The sequence below is a fragment of the Clostridium mucosae genome (assembly GCF_024622765.1).
Taxonomy (GTDB): domain Bacteria; phylum Bacillota; class Clostridia; order Clostridiales; family Clostridiaceae; genus Clostridium.
Genome location: NZ_JANKAF010000003.1, coordinates 214,037 through 235,519, shown reverse-complemented (window position 1 = coordinate 235,519; position 21,483 = coordinate 214,037). Strand labels below are relative to the sequence as shown.

The 21,483-nt window shown below is 29.2% G+C and carries 18 protein-coding genes; 1 reads left to right on the top strand and 17 read right to left on the bottom strand.

From position 1 onward, the window contains the following. Positions 1–16: 16 nt before the first annotated feature. The 8 genes from NSA50_RS05980 to NSA50_RS05945 form a co-directional block, all read right to left on the bottom strand. Positions 17–1,096, bottom strand: a complete 1,080-nt coding sequence (locus NSA50_RS05980; protein ID WP_257443726.1) for a MupG family TIM beta-alpha barrel fold protein — start codon at positions 1,094–1,096, stop codon at positions 17–19. A gap of 157 nt (positions 1,097–1,253) precedes the next feature. Next, complete coding sequence (locus NSA50_RS05975; protein WP_257443725.1) at positions 1,254–2,090, bottom strand: alpha/beta hydrolase; 837 nt, start codon at positions 2,088–2,090, stop codon at positions 1,254–1,256. A 165-nt stretch (positions 2,091–2,255) separates the two neighbouring features. Continuing rightward, positions 2,256–3,617, bottom strand: coding sequence for a PTS transporter subunit EIIC (locus NSA50_RS05970; RefSeq protein ID WP_195429863.1), 1,362 nt, complete (start codon positions 3,615–3,617; stop codon positions 2,256–2,258). Between the two features lie 30 nt (positions 3,618–3,647). Next, positions 3,648–4,553 carry an N-acetylmuramic acid 6-phosphate etherase gene (murQ, locus tag NSA50_RS05965; RefSeq protein WP_257443724.1) on the bottom strand — a complete coding sequence of 302 codons (906 nt, stop codon included), beginning with the start codon at positions 4,551–4,553 and terminating at the stop codon, positions 3,648–3,650. A 225-nt stretch (positions 4,554–4,778) separates the two neighbouring features. Continuing rightward, on the bottom strand, positions 4,779–6,074 hold the full coding sequence (locus NSA50_RS05960) for a M18 family aminopeptidase (RefSeq protein ID WP_257443723.1): 1,296 nt from the start codon (positions 6,072–6,074) through the stop codon (positions 4,779–4,781). Positions 6,075–6,612: 538 nt separating this feature from the next. After that, complete coding sequence (locus tag NSA50_RS05955; protein ID WP_257443722.1) at positions 6,613–7,107, bottom strand: hypothetical protein; 495 nt, start codon at positions 7,105–7,107, stop codon at positions 6,613–6,615. A 363-nt stretch (positions 7,108–7,470) separates the two neighbouring features. After that, on the bottom strand, positions 7,471–8,625 hold the full coding sequence (locus tag NSA50_RS05950; protein WP_257443721.1) for an IS91 family transposase: 1,155 nt from the start codon (positions 8,623–8,625) through the stop codon (positions 7,471–7,473). 4 nt (positions 8,626–8,629) lie between these two features. Beyond that, positions 8,630–9,478, bottom strand: a complete 849-nt coding sequence (locus NSA50_RS05945) for a tyrosine-type recombinase/integrase (RefSeq protein WP_257443719.1) — start codon at positions 9,476–9,478, stop codon at positions 8,630–8,632. Positions 9,479–9,863: 385 nt separating this feature from the next. Between NSA50_RS05945 and NSA50_RS05940 the strand changes: the two genes are divergently transcribed. Further along, positions 9,864–11,042, top strand: coding sequence for a cation diffusion facilitator family transporter (locus NSA50_RS05940; RefSeq protein ID WP_257443717.1), 1,179 nt, complete (start codon positions 9,864–9,866; stop codon positions 11,040–11,042). A 178-nt stretch (positions 11,043–11,220) separates the two neighbouring features. Here NSA50_RS05940 and NSA50_RS05935 read toward each other — a convergent pair whose 3' ends face one another. The 9 genes from NSA50_RS05935 to NSA50_RS05895 all read right to left on the bottom strand — a co-directional run bounded on the left by NSA50_RS05935 (position 11,221) and on the right by NSA50_RS05895 (position 21,406). After that, entirely contained in the window at positions 11,221–12,168 is a 948-nt protein-coding gene (locus tag NSA50_RS05935) for an N-acetylglucosamine kinase (protein WP_195429869.1), read from the bottom strand. Positions 12,169–12,182: 14 nt separating this feature from the next. Further along, complete coding sequence (locus tag NSA50_RS05930) at positions 12,183–13,277, bottom strand: DUF871 domain-containing protein (RefSeq protein WP_257443714.1); 1,095 nt, start codon at positions 13,275–13,277, stop codon at positions 12,183–12,185. A gap of 70 nt (positions 13,278–13,347) precedes the next feature. Then, positions 13,348–14,709, bottom strand: coding sequence for a PTS sugar transporter subunit IIC (locus NSA50_RS05925; RefSeq protein ID WP_195429873.1), 1,362 nt, complete (start codon positions 14,707–14,709; stop codon positions 13,348–13,350). A 60-nt stretch (positions 14,710–14,769) separates the two neighbouring features. Beyond that, a complete protein-coding gene (locus NSA50_RS05920) occupies positions 14,770–15,081 on the bottom strand; it encodes a PTS sugar transporter subunit IIB (RefSeq protein ID WP_257443713.1) in 312 nt (103 codons plus the stop codon). A 116-nt stretch (positions 15,082–15,197) separates the two neighbouring features. After that, positions 15,198–15,530, bottom strand: coding sequence for a hypothetical protein (locus tag NSA50_RS05915; RefSeq protein ID WP_195429877.1), 333 nt, complete (start codon positions 15,528–15,530; stop codon positions 15,198–15,200). 39 nt (positions 15,531–15,569) lie between these two features. Then, positions 15,570–15,887, bottom strand: a complete 318-nt coding sequence (locus NSA50_RS05910; RefSeq protein WP_195429878.1) for a PTS lactose/cellobiose transporter subunit IIA — start codon at positions 15,885–15,887, stop codon at positions 15,570–15,572. A 292-nt stretch (positions 15,888–16,179) separates the two neighbouring features. After that, complete coding sequence (locus NSA50_RS05905; protein WP_257443710.1) at positions 16,180–18,684, bottom strand: tetratricopeptide repeat protein; 2,505 nt, start codon at positions 18,682–18,684, stop codon at positions 16,180–16,182. A 448-nt stretch (positions 18,685–19,132) separates the two neighbouring features. Then, on the bottom strand, positions 19,133–20,623 hold the full coding sequence (gene glpK / locus NSA50_RS05900) for a glycerol kinase GlpK (protein WP_257443706.1): 1,491 nt from the start codon (positions 20,621–20,623) through the stop codon (positions 19,133–19,135). Positions 20,624–20,650: 27 nt separating this feature from the next. Continuing rightward, positions 20,651–21,406, bottom strand: a complete 756-nt coding sequence (locus NSA50_RS05895) for an MIP/aquaporin family protein (RefSeq protein ID WP_257443699.1) — start codon at positions 21,404–21,406, stop codon at positions 20,651–20,653. Between the last annotated feature and the right edge of the window lie 77 nt (positions 21,407–21,483).

Here is a 21,483-nt window from a genome sequence, read left to right as displayed (position 1 = left end):
CCTACTATTCTTTGATTTATTTATTAACTATATTAAAGTGAAATTTCTTTCCACCTTGTATATATTTTAATAAATATATATCTTTTTGTAAAATAGAAGCTACAATATTTGTTCTAAAATCTTCATCTTGATTTGTTTTTAATATTTGAAGTTCACCCATATATCTCATATAGTCTTTATTATCTATTGAAATATCTCCAAATTTCTTATTTACTGTATTAAATGGCTCAATAACATCACCATTTAATATTAATCTACTTTCACTTGCTCTAATAGCATCTCTAGCCTCATCTGTTCTGGCTGTATAAACTTTATCTAGAATTCTAAGTATTACTTTATCTTTAGTTTTTACTTCTATATCCAACTCTATAGTATTTGGATCTAAAGAAGCTAAATCCTTTAGTTCTTCTAAACTAGGAAGAGAATCTCCTATAAAAACAGATTTATTTCCTAAAGCAAATAAATGATTAGCAGCTTCTCTTACTTCCATCCCCCTATGATCTTCAAGAGTTGGCAATCCATCCTTTAATGGGCTTCTTTTTCTGTTATTTGATTGTACAAAGGCACAAGGATTTATATTTCTTTTACTAAGGATATTATTTTTATTTATCATACATTCTTCTGAAATTGCAGTTCCAACTCTTGGATAGAAATTATGCAATGCATCTACATTACTATAATCTGGTGACCATTTATCAAGTTCATCAAAAAACTCTTCTGTAATAGTTGAAGCATTTAATTGAATTTTAATTCCATATTCATTTCTACTCATTTTAGCTATATCTTCTTCACTATAGCCAAAATCTATCCTTATAGTTTTAACTCCCATATCCCTTAAACCATTTAAATCCATGTCTTCTAAATCTAAAAATTTAAAAGTATTAGGTGATATATCACTAATTATGTCCATATCATATTCCTTAGCTAAAGCAAAAAATTCTCTAACTTCTTTCTTTAAAACTTCATAATTAGCCTCTGGTATATGAAGAGAAGTAAAAATTCTACTAAAGCCTAAGCTATGAGCCTCCTTTAGCAATTGAATATTTTCTTCCTTAGTATTATCTAATCCAAAATAAACTGAAAATCCATAACTCATATTAACACTCTCCTTAATTGAATTTATAATTAAAAGTGAACTAGTGAAAAAGTTAAGGATAATAATTTGTCACAATTTAAAGTGAATAATTTAGAACTTAAAATAAAAGATTTTATCCTTAACTTTTTCACTCTTTCATTTCTTCATTCTTTCATTTTTATTTAGACTTTTTTAAGTTATTACTTATATCCTTCAATACCTTAGGATACATTTCTCTCCACGTTGGCCAAGCGTGAGTCCCTTGATCTTCACATTCATATTTTACATTAAATCCAAAGTTTTTAATAAAACTAATAAAGTTTTTAATGTTCTTATAGTTTATTACTTCATCTGCCTTTCCATAATAAACAAAAATATCTATATCTTTTGATTTAACCTTTTCAATCAAGTTTTTATATGAATTCTCATAATACTTCTCTTCTAATGGACTCCCATAAATACTGTTATCTTTTTCTATAACATCCCAAATTGCTGGTGACATTAAACCAACTGAAGAAAACATATTACTATTACTTAATGCAATACTCAATGATCCAAATCCACCCATAGAAATTCCCGCTATAGCTCTATTATTTTTATTGCTTAAAGTTCTATACTTAGAATCTATTAATGGAATTAAATCATTAATTATTGCACTCTTCATTTTAAAAGTTGGACCATCTACATAATAACTATTAAATCCATCTACAAATACTACTATCATAGGTTCAATTTCTTTATCACCAATTAACTTATCTAGTATTGATTTTGAATCTATTCTAGTTTCATCAGTTGTATTAGTAACATTTCCACCCCATCCATGTAAAACATAAAGCACTGGATACTTTTTGTTTAACTTTTCCTCATACTCTTTAGGAAGATATACTCTATGATTCCAATGTATTTTCATTGTATCAGACCATTTAGTATCTGCTATTACTTGAGATGTCTTTTCTTCTAATTTGCTTTTATCTTCAACTTTTGTTTGACCTATAGATTCTAAATTATTACCCATTTCACACCCTCTAAATTTAAATATTTTAGTATTAAATACTAATAGAATTTAAAATTCTATATTTTAAATTAAAAGGCTGTCCTCGACAGCCTTTTAATCTATTTTTCATAACTCATCTCGCTGAGTTATTTCCCTAATTATCTTTTATAAATTATTGGTTATTTCTTATTCTACTGGATCTTCAAATCCAAGCATTTCTGTAAATAAATATCCTGCTACATATGATACAAGTACTCCTATTAAGAAAACAAGCATTTTTCCATCTGCTATTAATAATGCAAGTGGTAATCCTGAAACTCCAATTGCAACTGATCCAACTTTTAGGAATGCCATTATAGCTCCACCAACTCCAGCTCCTAAACAAGCGCCTAAGAATGGTTTTCCTAGTGGTAAAGTTATACCATATATTAATGGTTCTCCAATTCCTAAGAATCCTGGTACTAATCCATTTTTAGCTGTCTTCTTTAATCTTTCATTTTTTGTTCTTCTAAGAACTGCTATAGTAGCTCCAACTTGAGCCATACCTGCTGTTGCTAATATTGGAAGTAATACTGTATATCCTACATTTGCTATTAAATCTGCATGTATTGGAGTTAATGCTTGGTGCATTCCTGTCATAACTAATGGTAAGAATAATGCTCCTGAAACTGCTCCTGAAATTACTGATACAAACATATTATCTGATGCAATTGTTTGAGCAACTATAGCTCCTATTGAGTCAGAAATAAATCCACCAACTGGTTGAAGAATAAATAAAGCTGCTAATACTGATAAAGTTAATGTAAGTAATGGTGTTACAAATAAATCTAACACATCTGGTACAAACTTTCTGCAAGCCTTTTCTATATAAACTGCTAAAACTACAACTAATATAACTGAAATAATACCGCCTCTACCTGGTGTTAAAGGTTTACCCAAAAGAGTAATGTTAGCTAATGTTGCTGATGAAAGTATTCCACCTAATACTCCACCCATCATTGGCATATCTGAGCCAAATTCCTTAGCTGCATTTACACCTACTAAAATTGAAAGAATTGAGAATACACCGTTACCTATAAGTCCGATAATTTGACCTGCTGTAGTTGTCTTATATGCATCGCCAAATTGTACACCACAAATATTATTAATTGCTAAAACAAGTCCGCATGCTACGAATAAAGGTATTAAAGGAATAAATACGTTTCCTAATTTTTTAAGTATATTTTTAAACTTAGTATCATTTTTTGCTTTTAATTTTTCTTTTGTTGCCTTAACAGCATCTTCTCCTAAAACAACTGGCTTTCCAACTATTTTACTAACTTCTGCTGTTACTTTATTAACCTTACCTGGACCATATACTATTTGTAATTGTCCTTCTGCATTAACTACTCCTAAGGCACCTTCTGACTTTTTAATCTTTTCGATATCAGCTTTTGAGTAATCTCTAAGTTCTAATCTGCAGCGAGTCATACAGTTCGCTACAGATTTTATGTTTTCTTTTCCACCTACTAATTCAACTAAATTTTTAGCTATTTCAGCATTTGTCATTTTACGTCCCTCCATTTTAAATTTAAATTTTTATACATTCTTTAATGCTTCAGCTATATATCCATTATTATTATCAAGTATAGCTTTAGCTTCATCTTTATTTAGCTTTGATAATATAATAAATATTGAAAGCTTAACATCGAAGTTTGTTTCTGTTAATACTTTTTCTGCTTCTTCTCTTTGTGCTCCAGTTGCTTCGCAAACTATCTTTTTTGCTCTTTCAACTAGCTTTTCATTAGTTGCTCTTACATCTACCATTAAGTTTCCATAAACTTTTCCAAGTTTAATCATTGTTCCTGTAGATAACATATTTAGAACTAATTTTTGAGCTGTTCCAGATTTTAATCTTGTTGAACCTGTTATTACTTCTGGTCCTACTACTGGAGCGATTGAAATCTTAGCTGCTTTTGAAACCTCTGAATCAGCATTACATGTAACTGCTACAGTTAATGCACCTATTTCATTTGCATAATTTAATCCACCAATTACATAAGGTGTTCTTCCTGATGCGGCTAATCCAACAACTGTATCATTTTCATTTAGATTCTTAAACTTTAAATCCTCTACAGCTAACTCTTTTGAATCTTCAGCACCTTCTTTAGCTCTAAAAATAGCTTCTTGTCCCCCTGCTATAATTCCTTGAACCAACTCTTCTGATACCCCATATGTAGGTGGGCATTCAGATGCATCTAATATTCCAAGTCTTCCTGAAGTTCCTGCTCCTATATAGATTAATCTACCCCCTTTATGCATTCCTTCTACTATTCCATCTATAGCTTTTGCAATCTTTGGTAATTCTGCTTCAACTGCTTCTGCGACCTTTTTATCTTCATTATTAATTTTTTTTACCATTTCTAAGGTTGAAACCTTGTCTATATCTATGGTATCTTGATTTCTACTTTCTGTTGTTAATTTTTCTAAGTTTATTTTATTCATATAAATACCTCCGAAATAAAGTATAAATTTCTAGCTTTTTGACGACGTTTTCATCACAATATTATATTACCACTATTGAAATAATATTTCAATACCTTTAGCAAAAATATTTTATTTTATTTCAGATATATGTTTTTATTAAAAATAAAAAGATTAGGATAAAGATTTCACTTCATTATCCTAATCTAATAATTTTACATAACTATTGTGCTAATTATTTGCTTATTAAATATTAAAAAATTCAGTAAACAGTTTAATAGTATAATAATTATCTTTTACAGCTGCTAACTCTCTTATAGAATGCATTGAAAGTAATGGTGCACCCATATCCATAACTGGAATTGTTAATAATGATGATGTTATTGGTCCTATAGTAGTTCCACCCCTTACATCTGATCTATTAAAGAACTTTTGATAAGGAACTCCTGCTGATTTACAAAGGCCTTCAAATATAGCTGCATTGTAACTATCAGTACTATAACTTCCTGATGCTGCAGTCTTTAATACTGGTCCATTACCTAAAACAGGTCTATTTGTTGGATCATGTTTTTCTTCAGCATTTGGATGTACAGCATGAGCTAAATCTGCAGATATCATTATTGAATTTGATAATGCTCTATGCATGCCTTCTCTATCTTTTCCTAAAGCTAAAGTTATTCTTTCCAATATATTTAATAATAATGCTGAATTAGCACCTTGAGCTGTAAGGCTTCCAATTTCTTCATTATCTATACAAACCATAACCTTAGTTGATTTATTAGTTTTACTATCTATCAATGCTTTAATTCCTGCATAAACCATCCACATATCATCTAATCTTCCTGATGATATAAATTCTTCATTTAATCCTGCTAAACATCCTTTTTCTACTTCATGTAACCCTAAGTCAAAGCCTAATATTTCACTTGCATCCACCTTTAATTCTTCAGCTAAAAGATTAACTAGATATCCATTTTTCTCAAACTTTTCGTTTATTAAGCTTAATAAAGGTAATGTATCCTTTTGCTTATTTACTGCAAATCCATCATTAACAGCTCTATTCATATGAATAGCAACACTTGGTATTATAAGAATTGGTTTATTAATATTAACAAGCTTAACTTCTGGACTTATAGGTGATTTACCTTTTAATGTAACTTTTCCAGCTAAACCTAATGGTCTATCAAACCATGTATAAAGTATTGGTCCACCATATCCCTCAGTATTAAGCTTTAGATACTTACCTTCTGAAACCATTTCTGGATTTGCTTTTATTCTAAATCCAGGTGAATCAGTATGAGCACCGATTAATCTAAATCCATCTTCCTCAATATCTCCATTACCAACAGTGAAAGCTATTAAAGCTGAATCATTTTTTATAACATAATACTTTCCTTCTTTTTTTAAGTCCCACTTTTCATTTTCTTTTACTTCATTAAAACCATTTGAATCTAACTCTTCTTTTATAGTTTTAACTGAATGATATGCAGTTGGACTTTTATATAAAAAGTCTATTAAATCTAATGCTAGTTGTTTTTCCATTTTAATTCCTCCTAAAGTAAAGATTAATACTATTATACCATATTTATGAAAATATACTTATGTAATAAATTACTACTTAAACTTAATGATATCTATTAATGAGGCTAATTCTTCATTTAATGGTTTAAAGTGTTAAAATATAAGTTGGTGAAGATAAATAGACTCTTGAATAAGCATATAGCGAACAATTAGAAGTACTTGGTGAATGAAAAGCTACTAGACCTTAGTCTTGTTGGTTTGTTTGAGCGTAGCGAGTTAACCAAAACTCTTGACCTAGTAGTTTTTCTAATTGAGAGCATGTATTGACAAAGAATATAACGAAACGTTATATCCTTTCAAACCATTTATTTTACTTTTGTCAATAATATTTTTATATAAAATTTACTATCTATCATATATATCAAGCTTATTATTTTAGTTTTTTTAAATAGGCTCTATTTTAAAATAATGTTGATAATATATATAGAATTTAAAAGACCAGAGATTTCTAACTCACTGGTCTTTAGTTCGTAATAGTTTACTATTTTGAACTAACTACTTATTGTTTCTGTCTCGTAATTCTAGACTTTTTTACTCCAATATACATAACAATAATCGGCAAGATGCCAAATACAAGCATAATGTAAGGATTAGTGGTGCTTATTTCATAAACTAGGGACACGCAGTATCCATAATATAAACTATACAACTGCCATAATTCTGAATTTAGTAGAATTTGAGTTCCACCTGTTAAATCAATAGAAAACGCAATGAACCATAAAACTATGCCTATTAACCCAATTATACTAAATGATAAGATGTTTTTTATGATAGATGATTGATTGGTTAAAAACTTCATGCTGAAATGATAGTATAAAAATAATAAAACTATAATAATTAAAAAAGAAGCTCCAAGCATAGAAAAATGATGTTGATTAGCAGCTTCCTCGGATACCCACTTCGCAGCATGAGTATGAAAAAGCATAGAAATTATAAATGATAATATGCTAATCACTATATGAATTAATAGAGCCTTAATATTATTTTTAATCATTTTTATCTCCTTCTAAAATTAAAATTAATGAATCGATAAAATCACTTATTACGCAATTTGAGTTGGCTTGATTGCGATGTTGAGTTAAAAAAATAGCATATATATAAGCATTTACAAGTGGTTTAAACTTGGTTAAAGTTAAATATATGCATCTAAATATCGCAATCAATTACTAGAACGAAGTCGCTAAAAGCTGCCGCCCCGTATGGGGATTCAAAAATTCACGACCATGTTTTAAATTTATAATTTATATAATTCACTTAATATTCTGCAGTTCGTATTTGGAAAATTAAGGTTATATCTTATTTTAGTATATAGCATCCCCCTCCCCATAATCAAGTGCTTATTTACTTTTACTTTTATTTATGGTGGGGAAGCACTTCTGGGCATGATTTTCTCTATTTTTATTAAATTTCCATTCTCACATTTACTACACTTACCTATATTTATTCCTGTTAATTTAAAAAATAGCTCCGCTGACGATAGATTCTCAAAATCTTTTGGTTTAATCCTAAAGATCTCTATGCAGCGCTTAAATTTTAGTTTTTTATTTCTATTTCCTAGAATACCGTAATGTCTTATTTTTACAAATCTATCTGGTAATACATGCATTGAAAATCTTCTGATAAATTCTTCTGGTTTTAAGGTCATTACTTTTTCTTTATTTTTATCTCTATAATCTCTCCACTTAAATATAACTTTTTCTTCATCAACTTTAATAATTCTATTATCTGATATTGCTACTCTATGAGTGTATCTACCTAAATATTGCAATACATATTCCGCACTACTGAAAGGTGCTTTACTATAAACAATCCATTCTTTTTTGTATAAATTATCTTTAAATACATTAAAGACTTCTTTAAATTGAAATTCTTTAATACTGTTTGGAAATTTCATCTTATTATTTTTGTAAAGTTCATTTAAATAAAATAAATATTTTCCTCTAAATTTTTTTGAAAGCACCTTCACAGGAATAAAGAATTTCTTCTTTGACTTTATCCATTTACTGTTGTCTGTACTTAATCCTCCACCGGGTACTATACAATGTATATGAGGATGAAACATTAAGTTTTGACCCCAAGTATGCAAAATTGTTGTAAATCCTATATCAGCATTTAAATATTTCTTATCCTTTGCTAATTCTAGCAAAGTTTCGGAAACAGCTGAAAAAAGGATAGAATACATTTCTTTTTGATTAAATAAAGTTAAAGAATTTAATTGTTCTGGTATAGTAAAAACAATATGAAAATAGTGAGTTGGTAACAACGATTGACTTCTCTCATAAATCCATATTTCTTTAGCATAAGACTGACACTTAGGGCAATGACGATTTCTACAAGAATTATAGGAAACCTTTGTTTCTCCGCACTGGTCGCACTCATATACATGGCCGCCAAGCGCAGCAGTTCTACAATCTTTAATAGAATATAATGCTTTTAGAATATTAGATGGTAATTTTTTTGATTTAGTATAAGATTCACCGTGTAATTCCATAATATGTTGAAGTGAATTCATGAAACTACTCCAATGTATCTAATGGATTCTTTATATTTAATGTTTTATAATCTCTTACATGTAAATATATTGAGGTTGTTTTCATATTTGAATGTCCCATTAAAGCTTGGATAGTTACTAAATCAACACCATCATTCATTAGATGGGTGGCGAAAGAATGTCTTAAAGTATGTGGAGTAGCTTTTTTACTTATTCCTGAATTTTTCACAGCTTTTTCAATTGCACTTTGAACTCCACGACTAGTTAGCTTTTTCTTTGTTTGTCTTGATATAAATAAGTAATCATTAGGAGAGTAATTTTTATATCCAAACTTCTTCCAATACAGTCTTAATAACTCTAAGTTTTTCTGTGATAATAAAGTATATCTTTCTTTGTTTCGTTTGCCATTTCTAACTCTAATTTTCATTTCAGCACTTATAATATCAGATATTCTTAAATTTATAACTTCGCTAACGCGTAAGCCGGTAGAATATATGGTTGATAATATTGCTTTATGCTTTAAATAAGTAGTAGATTCCAATAAAAGTTTTACTTCTTTCTTAGTTAAATAATTAGGTAAATTTTTATCATATCTAAGCCTTGGAACTCTTAAATCACTCCAGGATCTTTCAAGTGTCACAACATAAAAGAATTTTAGAGTACTATTGATATAATTTACAGTCCCTCTGCATAATTTTCTAACATTAATGCAATAATCTAGATATTGGATAATTTCCTTTTCACCTAACATTTCAGGTGATTGATTATAGAATTTAGAAAAACATCTCATAGTACAGACCATATTTTTAATAGTATCTTTACTACGACCACGAAGTTCTAAATCCTTAATCATTTTTTCAATTTTTTGATACATTTTATCACTCCTTAAAAGGTGTATAAAATGTGAGAAGTGAAGATTCCTTGAGAAAGAAACTTCACTTCTTATTTTTTCCATATAAAATTAAGTTTAATCACTGCCATCTGCCGTCGCTTTTAGCGATTTAGTTCTTTAATACAATTGCGTAATAATAATAATAATATATATATTATACATTTATTAGGAATATAATGCTGCAAAGAATGGAATTAATATATTAAATAATGTAAGTATATTTATTGAATTTATTCTAATTGAAATTAGTATATTTTAGTATATAATAATGATTATATGTATAAGAGTAATGTAAATACAGTTAAAAATTATTATTGAATAGATAACCACTTCATTGGGAAAATATTATATAGATAGGAGTGATAAGATGATTTCTAAATTTCTAGTTAAATCTTTCATTAAAAATAGTGAAAATACAAAGGATTCAATGGTTCGTAATTCTTATGGAACCTTAGGTGGAATTGTTGGAATCATAATAAATTTTATTTTATTTTTAATAAAATTTTCAGTTGGAATGTTAGTTGGCTCTATTGCCATTTCTGCTGATGCATTTAATAATTTATCTGATGCAGCATCATCTATAATTACCATAATTGGTTTTAAAATGTCAAACAAGCCTGCTGATGCAGAGCATCCTTTTGGACATGGTAGGATAGAATATTTATCTGCTCTTTTAGTAGCCTTTATGGTAATGCTTGTAGGAGTACAATTTGTTAAGTCATCTGTTGAAAGAATTTTAAATCCAGAAGTCATAACTTTTGAACTTGTTCCATTTATATTACTTTTAGTTTCAATTGGTTTTAAAGTATGGTTATCATCCTTTAATAAATTTATAGGAAATAAAATAAATTCATCTGCTTTAAAGGCTGCTGCAACTGATGCACTTGGTGATGTTTTTACATCTAGCACTGTTGTAATATCATTTTTATTAGCAAAATTCACAAGCTTTCCTATTGATGGATATATAGGTGTATTTGTAGCTCTGGCTATCTTATATGCAGGTTTTGGATTAGTAAAAGAAACATTAAATCCATTACTTGGAGAAGCTCCAGATCCTGAGCTTGTAAGTGAAATCTGTGAAAAAGTATTATCTTATCCACATATTTCAGGTGTTCATGATCTTATAGTTCATAACTATGGTCCTGGAAGAATTATAGCTTCACTCCATGCCGAAATTCCATCTGATATAGATATAATGGAAATTCATAATGTGATAGATAAAGCAGAAAGAGAAGTTTCAAGAGATCTTAATTTACATTTAGTTATACACATGGATCCAATTTGTGTTATAACTGATGAAATTAAAGAAGCATGGGATTATGTTGAAAAAATACTTAGAAAATATCCTGAAATAAAATCAATGCATGATTTCAGAATAGTTGGTGAAGGTGAAATAAAAAACCTAATATTTGATATAGTATTAGAAGCAGCCGAATCAGGTAATAAGAAGAAACAAGAAAAAATGCTAGTAGATATAAAGGATGCAATAAAAAAAGAGCACCCTCAATATAATTGTGTTATTACTATAGACTATGACTTCATGTAATTAACAATGAATAATTGAAAATTGATAATGAGCAATGGCAATTGATAGTTCATAATTAATAATGAAGAAATGAAAATTTATTTGAAATATATATTTCAAATTTCAATTAAAAAATTAGTGAAAAAACTCCTACGGAGTTTAGAAAGTTAAAAAGAGAAACTCCTAAGAATTTCTCTTTTTATTTTTTCATTTCTTCTATTGCTTCTTCAGTGACTTTATTTCCAGAACTTATATATGCTAATAAGCAAGCTCCTAAATCTGGACTTAGCTTTGGTTCTACTAGTTCAGCATTATGTCCCTTTAAATATTCTCTTAATGGTTTTAGGATTAATTCCCCACTTTTGAATACTCCGCCTGTATATGAAACCTTAACCATATCTTCATCATAATTTTTTAATAGAGTTTTTATCATTTCTGCCATTTCTTTTGCAGCTTCATTAAAGATTGCTATTGCACCTTCATCTCCACATTCAGCGGCATCAGAGCATAATCTAGCAAGCTTTGCTATTTCTCCTCTATCACCTTTTAATTTTTCATTTACATAGGAAACTATTTCAAAATCAGTCTTTAACTCAAGTTCTTTTTTAAATATTTCATATAATGGTGCTTTTTTTAATCTTCCATCACTTTGCTTACTAAATAATGCTAATGATTTTTTACCTATCCAATATGCTGAAGCTTCATCACCTATGGAGTAACCCCATCCACCGCATCTTAGAACTTTTTCATCTTTTAGTGCTAATGCTATTGAACCTGTGCCTGCAACAACATTTATTCCATCTTCACCAGCTAGTGCCCCTGCTATTGCAACTCTAACATCATTATTTAAGATATAGTCCATTCCATTAAATACTCTTGAAACTACCTTTGCTATTCCTTCTGCAATTTCTTTTACTATTCCATAGCCTGCTAATCCTAGATAACTTTTTGTAATTTCTTTTTTAGAAATATTACTAGAACTTATTATTTCCTCTAATCCTTCTCTCAGTAATTTTTCTAAATTCTCAAATCCTATTTGTGTTGGATGACAAGTTCCCTTTATAACTCTATTAATAACATTTCCAGTTTCATTTATTAACGTAAAACAAGTCTTAGTTCCACCACCATCTATTCCTAAAAAATACATAGATTAACCTCCAATTATTTAATTAAGTTGAAGTTAAATTTTTGCCATGGTCTAATACAATCTAAAATGAATATTTCTTCTTCCTTTATATGACCTAAAACATTTGATTTACCACTATTTTTCATATCATTTAAAGCAATTTGTAGCTCTCCTGCATAGTGCCCATATTCACTACTTTCTATAACTACATCTCCCTTTTTAATTATTTCAGGAGCATTAAATAATTTAAAGTCATGTCCCTTATACTTAACTCTACTTTGAGTAGACCTAATTAAATTATCTGAGAAATCTCCTCTATTAAAATGCATTTCTTCAAATAATATCTTCTGCTCTATTTCAGGAACTCCATCTACAAGCTCTAAATCAAAAGTTACCATATCTTTTCTCATAGATCCTAACTTTTTCATTTCCTCTTCTGTAGGATAACAATTTGATATTATTATGTCATTGATATTACCTAATGCTATTAAGTGTTTAGCTTGAACGTCTATTGGTAAGTTACGATGAATTTCTAAAGTTGGAAGTCCATCTGTAACAGGCCATGGGCCAAATGTTCCTTCATTTTGACTTGTTATAAATGCAGCTGTTCTTAATCCGTATTTATTAAATCTTTCTGTACATCTCATAAAATGATCGAAATTTAAACCACTATATCTATGTGGATAAAAATTATGACAAGCAATTAAATTATCTTTATTAGGCATATAATTCATTATTGTATCTATATAATTAGTATTATTACTCATATTAATTTCAATTTTAAGATTTTCATCATTAAATGTCATTAATGATTCCTCTGAACCAGTAAATCCCATATCTAACCTTAAGCCATCTGCTCCAATTTCCTTAAAAAAGCTTAAGTCCTTATAGCTTATTCCCAATTCATCAAACACTCTTGGACTTACGTCTACTATAATTTCAAATCCTTTTGATTTTGCATATTCATTTATTTTTTTGAAGTTCTTTTTTATATTTTCTTTAGTATCATCTACTGAAAGCAAACATGAAAATATTCTACTAAATCCATATTCACTTGCTTTATCTATATATTTATAAATTTCTTCTTCTGTAGTTTTTTCTGGATAGATTGATATTCCTAATTTTCCCATAAAATTCACCTCTATTTTAAATAAAGTGGTGAATTACTTCACCACTTTTTTATTTTTTTAATTTTTTATATTATGCATTTAAACTTTTGTTTAGTGCTTCTAAAGCTTCACCTTTTTCTTCTGCTAATAATTTATTGTCATACATTTTAACAAATGGATAGTACATTACTACTGATATTATAATACAAATAACATTTAATACAGCAGCTCTCCAGTCTCCACCTGTAGCTAGATAAGCTCCAATTGGTCCTGGTAATGTCCAAGGTGCAATCAATTGAACCCTATTGATTAATCCAAATGTGGTAGCAAACCATGCCACTGTACCTGTAACTAATGGTACAGTTATAAATGGTATAATTAATGTTGGATTTAATACTATTGGAGCACCAAACACTATAGGTTCATTTATATTAAATATACCTGGTACTAAAGCTGCTCTACCTATTTGCTTACCATAAGTAGATTTACCACCAAATGCTAAAGCTAAAATTAAACCTATAGTACATCCTGAACCCCCAATATATAAGAACCATTGGAAGAAAGGTTCTGCTGCTATTGCTGTTAAAGAAGTTCCAGCAGCTGCTGCAGCTGAGTTTTGTTCTAATAAAATTAACCATACTGGTCTTGCAATAGAGCCAACTACTGATGCACCATGAATACCAAATGACCAGAAGAAATCTTGTAAGATTGCTAATATCCAAACACTTGGCAAAGTATCACTTGCTTTTACAAGTGGAGTAACTATTTTTCCAATAAATCCATGCCAATCAAAGCCTACATAATATGTTATTGAACCAATTAATAAAACTATAATTGCTGCAGGTGTTAGAGCTTCAAAGCTTCTAGCAACTGATGGTGGAACTTGTTCAGGCATTGAAATTTTAAATCCACTCTTATTAGTAAATCTAAATATTTCAACAGCTAGTATTGATACTATAATACCAACGAACATTCCGCCTCCACCCATGTTTGCCATAGGCATTTGGAATCCTTGTGGAACTCCTTGATACCATTTTAAAAGATCTGGATTTCCATTAACTATTTCCATTAACTCTGGAGTTAAAGCTGCTACACTCTTTGGAACAAGTGTTAATAAAAACGCTGCTGCTGATAATGTTCCTCCAGTAACTCCATCAAGTTTATAAGATTTTGCTAAACTATAGCCTATACCCCAACAAGCATATACTGTCATAATATACATTGTCATTCTATATGGTAGTACTATTGTAGCTGCATTAGCTTTTAGGGTTTTATAAATCCCCCAGCTTTCTGGTAATGGTGGGTTTGCAATTATTAAGAAAAATGATCCCACAATAATTAATGGTAAAGTAGCTATAATACCGTCACGCACAGCACGTAAATGACGTTGCTCTGCTAGTTTTGCCATAGGCGTAGATAACTTCTTGTCTAAGAAATCAGCAAAACTGTTCATAATTTAATTCCCCCTTATAATAAATAAAATAAAAAGTAAATATATAAAGCTTGTATGAAACTATTTTGCTTCTACAAGTTCTTTAACTTGTTTAAATAGCTTTGGTCCTCCTAATGGACTATAAGCTTGAGGTTGTATTAATGCACATGGAACATTTTCAGCATCTGCATATTCCTTCAAGTACTCAAAACGATGTCTAATTTGTGGTGCTACCATTGCAACATCATATCCTCCCTTAACCTCTTCTTCAAATTCTTGTGTACTTACGGCTTTTACTTCCATATTTACACCATTTTTTTCTGCTTCCTTCTTCAGTGCATTAACTGCTATTGCACTTGACATACCTTGTGAACATACGAATAATACTTTCATAAATAATACCTCCAAATTTTTATAATTAATTATTGACATTTAGTTTATAAATTAAGTAATTCATTAATTTTCTATAACGTTTTCACGCGTTATAACGTTTCCATAAGGTTTAGTATTTAAATAAAGAAATTTAAATACCTCCATAAATAAGTAATCACTCCAAATGAAAATCCAAAGAATGCATAGTTCATCCAAAAAGCCTTACAATATCCTCTTTTACTTTCAATAAAGAATCTTGAATAATTAACAGCAAAACTTGTTATAAATGTATTTCCTACTAATATACCAAAATTCATACTTACTCCAAAAATTCCTAATATCATTGGACATATAATAGTACCAGTTACCGCTCCTAATAATATAAAAAATGCGCTCTTAAATCCAAAGGTTGGTATATCATAATCTGTCTTTTTAGCCTTTAATTCGCTAACAACAGAATTTCTTTTCATAAGTCATAATACCTCCTTTATTTATAAATTAAATAAGTTTTATATATCTGCTATTTTTTTGTGTAATTTTATAATATGCTCTATTAGTGTTTTAGCTTCAATAGCTGTCATTAAATGATCTTGAGCATGTACAAATAGTACTGATACTTCTGTTTTTTCTCCTCTTGCTTCAGCTTGAATTATTCCTGTTTGTATTTTATGAGCTTCACCTAAACATACATCTGCTTCTTTTAAAAGTTCTTCTGCCTTATCAAAGTTTCCTTCTTCAGCAGCTGCTAAAGCTTCATAAGCTAGTCCCTTTGCTGTACCACCTTGACTAATAATTTCAAAGATTATTACTTCCATATCTTCTGCCATAAATATTCCTCCTATAATAAATTTACGTTTACATAGACTGTTATTTTTTATTATACCTTTATTATACACTATTATTTTTTTATTTCAATAATATTTCAAAATTTTGAAATATTATTTTATCAAGGTATTAATTTTATTAATTTCCAATTATTTATTATTCATTTTTTATAAATATATAAAATTTATAATCAAGTTATATTTTTTCATTAAGCATCATATAATTTATTTATTTAATATTATGTGTACTATAGCAAAAATATAGGAGCATATAAATTTTATGCTCCTTTTTAATCTAAATATTAATACCATAGTATACCATTTTGTGCTTATACTTATATAATTCAATTAAGTTATCTTTAGTTTTTTCTTCATTTTCATAGTAATCTATAATATCTTTTATAGCATCATAAAATCCTAAACGAGTACTTTTCTTTAACTTCTTAATTCCATCTTTAATCAATTCACTATTTTTTTCATTTTTTCCTTTAAGTATCTCATTTTTTCCTTCTACAAATATACTTTTCGCTTGCTCAAAGCTATAACTTTTTTTATCAACACTATCGATTAAATTATCAAATTCATCTATTTTTCTTCCTCTTATATATAGATAATATTCTAGATTTGAATATGCTTTTGCTTCTCCTAAGGAAATAGCTTTAAGATAATATTCAATTGCATCTTCTTCTCTCTTATTAAATAATTTCTCTTCCGCTAACTCCCCTAGTAAGTTATATGCCTTAGCTTCATCTAAAATTAATAATTCTTCTATATATTCATTTGCTTTGCTATTAGATATCTCTACCCCTATCCCTTTTGAATAATAATAAGCAAGCTTTAAATTTCCTTCGACTATATTTATTTCCCTTAGAAGATATGCTCCTTCTAATGCCTTCTTATAATCTTTTTCTATTCCTATTCCCTTTTCATGAATTTCTATTATGTTTAATAATGCTTCAGTATTATATTCTTCTGCTGCTTTTTTATACCATTCTATAGCTTCTTTTGAGTTTGCCTTAACAAATATTCCATGCTTATACCAATTTCCAAGCTTTAGCATAGCTTTTTGAGATCCTTTTTCTGCAGCCTTTATAAAATACTTAAAAGCTTCCTCATTATTTTTTTCTACACCAAATCCATACACATGAAGTAATCCATAATAATATATAGCTTCTACCATCTCATTTTCCATAGCATAATTTATATATTCTAATAATTCATCTTCATTTATTTCTTTATCATTTAATAAATCAATTAGATACTCACTTGCAAGAGCTTCTGCTGCATAATATGATCCCTTTTCATAAGCCTTTTTTAAATATTCTAATCCTTTTTCTCTATTATCATTTAAATATGCAACTCCAATTACATACAAAGAATGAGGATCTTCACCTTCTATGGCAGCCTTCATATAAGTTAATGCTTTTTTCTTATCTATTTCAACTCCATCTCCGTTATAATACATTATTCCAAGTCTTTGAGTTGATTTTAAATCTCCATTGCCATGGCCCTTTAAATAATTTACTAATGCCATCTTTATATTATTATCTTCTTCATATAACTTACCAAGCTTATAATATAGGGATATATTTCCTGCTTCTATACTTTTATCATATAGTGAAAAGGCTTTTTCTCTGTCTTCATCTACATATAGACCCCAATAATACATATCTCCTAGGCTCTCTAGACAATTCATATCATCTTTTTCTACACCTTTTGATAAATAAAAGAAGGCTTTTTTATAATTAGTCTCTATAGCATTCCCTTCCAAATAAGATTGTCCTAAAATATAATAAGAGTCTTCAAAATCATTTTCTGCTGACTCTTCTAACCAATAGTATGCTTTAAACACACTTTTCTCGCATCCTTCTCCATTCTTATAAAGATATGATAGTGCATATTGAGCTGGCGCAAATCCATTTTCTGCTGCCTCTCTATACCATTTAAATGAATACTCTAAGTTTTTTTCCACCTCTTCTCCTATGAAATACATATATCCTAATGAATATTGAGCAAATGCATTTCTTTTTAAGGCTGCCTTCTTATACCAATATAAGGCTTTTTCAATATCTTTTTCGCATCCATATCCCTTTTCCCAAAATAATCCTAGATAGCTTTCAGCATATTCACTACCTTCTTCTGCTGCCTTCTCAAAATATTCTTTTGCTTTATAATAATCCTTTTCAACGTCTTTTCCTAAATAATACATTTCCCCAGCTAATAAGTACTCTTCTACTGAATTAATCTCATCATCATCATCTTCTTCATATTCAACTTCATTTACTGAGTTTAATAAATCAATTTCATCATTATCTTCATCCAATTCATCATAGTTTAAATACTTATCAAATATCTTTTTTTCATAGTCTGCTAATTTATCATAAAATAGAGAATAATCCTCTTCTCCACAATTAATAACTAGCCAAACACAAGTTTCATAAATGACTTTTTGATCATTTAATAATTCTGCAAATTCCTTCTTCTTATTCATACTTACATCATCATCATCTAATATATCTTTTATATAATATAAGTCCTCTACATAATTAACTAGACACTTCATAAGTTCATATGGAATTATATCCTTTCTAGATAAATATTCAATATTTTCTACCAATGAGTTCTCACTATTATAAAACAACTTATTATTTAAATGTATTGTTATAATTATTTGATTAATTATTTTTACTAGCTTTGAGCATACTATTTTATAATCTTTTTCTTCACCTATTTTGTTTAAAATATAATACAAATCTCTAAATTCAAGTAATAAAAAATTGAAGTCAAATTTAAGTTTCATCATTCCCCCATAAACTATCTATTTAATTTCTTATTTATATTTTATTTATAGGAAAACTTTTATAGAACTTATTAGTTGCGAAAGAATTAAAGAATGAAAAAATGAAAGAATTAAGGAGATACTTCAGACAAGCTGAATTATGAAATGAGGTTGTTTATAGATTACTCTACAAAAACACAGGAAGAGTAAAAAGTTAAAAGTGAAAGAGTAAAAAGTTTAGGATGTTTTAGTGCGTAAAACTTAAAATTCAATTTGTACGCAGCACTTTTCATTCAAAATCCCTTAGGGATTTTTTCCTTCACTCTTTCATTCTTTCACTTTTTCATTCTTTTTAGCTTCACCATTTAAAATTACTAATTGCAGAATTAATCTCATTAATGATATGTATTAAATTGTATTCGAAATTATATAAAAATCGGAAAGTTAATACATATCATTAAGTTTAATTCTACTCTTCTTCCCAGCTTAAAGATCTCTTGACTGCTTTTTTCCAGCCCTTATAATACTTATCAACTTTTTCTTTATCAAGTTTAGCTTCAAATTCATCTGCCATATGCCAGAACTTTTTAACTTCTTCTTTGTCCTTCCAGAAACCTACTGCAATACCTGCTAAGTAAGCTGCTCCTAGAGCTGTTGTTTCTGATATTATAGGTCTTATAACATTCTTTCCTAATATATCTGCTTGGAATTGCATTAAGAATTTATTTCTGCTTGCTCCTCCATCTACTTTTATATTCTTAAGGTCAGATCCTATATCTTCCTTCATTGCATCTATAAGATCCCTTGTTTGATATGCTATAGATTCAAGGGCAGCTCTTATAAGATGATTTCTGTTGCTTCCTCTAGTTAATCCAAGTATTGCTCCTCTAGCATACATATCCCAATGAGGTGCTCCAAGACCAACAAATGCTGATACTATATAGACCCCTCCATTATCATCAACTTTAGATGCAAAATATTCAGTATCTGCTGAATCGTTTACCACTCTAAGTTCATCTCTTAGCCATTGAACAACGGCACCACCAACAAATACAGATCCTTCTAAAGCATATTGTACTTTTCCATCAATACCTATTGCTATTGTAGTTAAAAGTCCATTTTTGCTTTCTACCATTTCTTCTCCAGTATTCATTAATAAGAAGCAGCCTGTTCCATAAGTATTCTTAGCTTCACCTTTTTCAAAACAAGTTTGCCCAAATAAAGCTGCTTGTTGATCTCCTGCAATACCTGCTATAGGAACATCTGTATTGCCTCCAAGATTTACATATCCATAAACTTCAGATGAATTTCTAACTTCAGGTAACATTGATTTAGGTATATCTAATTCTTCTAGTATTTTTTCATCCCATTTTAATTCTTTTATGTTATAAAACATAGTTCTAGATGCATTAGTGTAATCTGTAATATGAACTTTACCATTAGTTAACTTCCATACAAGCCATGTATCTACTGTTCCAAATAAAAGTTCTCCTCTTTCAGCTTTTTCTCTTGCACCTTCTACATTATCAAGGATCCATTTAATCTTAGTTCCAGAGAAGTAGGCATCTACAACTAACCCTGTATTCTTCTTAATATAATCTTCCCATCCATTAGCTTTTAAATTATCACATATATCAGCTGTTCTTCTACATTGCCAAACTATGGCATTATAAATAGGTTTTCCTGTGCTCTTTTCCCAAACAATTGTAGTTTCTCTTTGATTTGTTATACCTATAGCTGCAACATCATCTCTATCTATATTAGTTTTAGCTATGACTTCTTGAAGAACCCCATATTGAGTTGCCCATATTTCTACTGGATCATGTTCAACCCATCCTTCTTTAGGATAAATTTGTGTAAATTCCTTTTGGCTTATCCCTATAATATTTTGTTCCTTATCAAATACAATTGCTCTTGAACTTGTTGTTCCTTGATCTAATGCTATAATATACTTTCCCATAATCATCTCTCCCCTTATATTAAAATTCTATAATCTAATAATAAAATCAAATACTAAACTTCCAAAAACTCCTCCAAGTATAGGTGCTAAAACTGGTATCCAAGCATAACTCCAATCTGAATCAATTTTATTCTTCATAGGCAAAATAGCATGTACTATTCTTGGACCTAAATCTCTAGCTGGATTTATAGCATATCCTGTTGTACCACCAAGGGATAAGCCTATTGCCCAAACTAATATACCTACTAAAAATGATCCCATAATTCCTACTGTTCCTATTATCTCTCCACCTGAACTTTGGAAAGTAGTCTTGAACACTTCACTATAAGTTATTCCTCTTATTCCTATTAATAATACAAAAGTGCCAGTAAATTCGCAAATGAAATTATAAAGATTGCTTCTTATTGCTGGTGCTGTACAAAATGTTCCTCTAACGTCCTCTCCATTTGAAGTTTCATCATAGTGTAATTTGTAATTAAGATAAACAACAATCATTCCAGCCATTGCTCCTAACATTTGACAGATGATGTATCCTGGTACTTCACTCCATTCAAATAAACCTGATGAAGCTAGTGCGATAGTTACTGCTGGATTTAAATGAGCTCCACCCATCCATCCTGTAATATAGGCTGCTATTGCTACAGCGAACCCCCATCCTGCTGTAATCACAATCCAACCTGAAGAATTCCCCTTAGTCTTTCTAAGTACTACATTTGCTACTACTCCATTACCAAGTAGTATCAAAATAAGAGTACCTATGAATTCTGAAAAATAAGCTTGCATTTTGCTCTCCCCTTTATTAAATTTTTTATAAAAAAACTACATAAGATCGCAAAAACAATCCTATGTAGCTTTCTCTC

Bases quoted from the DNA above. Each gene is read 5' to 3' on its own strand.
- NSA50_RS05895 (WP_257443699.1), bottom strand. From the start codon at position 21,406: ATGCAAGCTTATTTTTCAGAATTCATAGGTACTCTTATTTTGATACTA.
- NSA50_RS05915 (WP_195429877.1), bottom strand. From the start codon at position 15,530: ATGAAAAGAAATTCTGTTGTTAGCGAATTAAAGGCTAAAAAGACAGAT.
- NSA50_RS05980 (WP_257443726.1), bottom strand. From the start codon at position 1,096: ATGAGTTATGGATTTTCAGTTTATTTTGGATTAGATAATACTAAGGAA.
- NSA50_RS05935 (WP_195429869.1), bottom strand. From the start codon at position 12,168: ATGTATTTTTTAGGAATAGATGGTGGTGGAACTAAGACTTGTTTTACG.
- NSA50_RS05920 (WP_257443713.1), bottom strand. From the start codon at position 15,081: ATGAAAGTATTATTCGTATGTTCACAAGGTATGTCAAGTGCAATAGCA.
- NSA50_RS05955 (WP_257443722.1), bottom strand. From the start codon at position 7,107: ATGATTAAAAATAATATTAAGGCTCTATTAATTCATATAGTGATTAGC.
- NSA50_RS05975 (WP_257443725.1), bottom strand. From the start codon at position 2,090: ATGGGTAATAATTTAGAATCTATAGGTCAAACAAAAGTTGAAGATAAA.
- NSA50_RS05930 (WP_257443714.1), bottom strand. From the start codon at position 13,277: ATGGGAAAATTAGGAATATCAATCTATCCAGAAAAAACTACAGAAGAA.
- glpK (WP_257443706.1), bottom strand. From the start codon at position 20,623: ATGGGAAAGTATATTATAGCATTAGATCAAGGAACAACAAGTTCAAGA.
- NSA50_RS05910 (WP_195429878.1), bottom strand. From the start codon at position 15,887: ATGGCAGAAGATATGGAAGTAATAATCTTTGAAATTATTAGTCAAGGT.
- NSA50_RS05940 (WP_257443717.1), top strand. From the start codon at position 9,864: ATGATTTCTAAATTTCTAGTTAAATCTTTCATTAAAAATAGTGAAAAT.
- NSA50_RS05960 (WP_257443723.1), bottom strand. From the start codon at position 6,074: ATGGAAAAACAACTAGCATTAGATTTAATAGACTTTTTATATAAAAGT.
- NSA50_RS05945 (WP_257443719.1), bottom strand. From the start codon at position 9,478: ATGTATCAAAAAATTGAAAAAATGATTAAGGATTTAGAACTTCGTGGT.
- NSA50_RS05905 (WP_257443710.1), bottom strand. From the start codon at position 18,684: ATGAAACTTAAATTTGACTTCAATTTTTTATTACTTGAATTTAGAGAT.
- NSA50_RS05950 (WP_257443721.1), bottom strand. From the start codon at position 8,625: ATGAATTCACTTCAACATATTATGGAATTACACGGTGAATCTTATACT.
- murQ (WP_257443724.1), bottom strand. From the start codon at position 4,553: ATGAATAAAATAAACTTAGAAAAATTAACAACAGAAAGTAGAAATCAA.
- NSA50_RS05925 (WP_195429873.1), bottom strand. From the start codon at position 14,709: ATGAACAGTTTTGCTGATTTCTTAGACAAGAAGTTATCTACGCCTATG.
- NSA50_RS05970 (WP_195429863.1), bottom strand. From the start codon at position 3,617: ATGACAAATGCTGAAATAGCTAAAAATTTAGTTGAATTAGTAGGTGGA.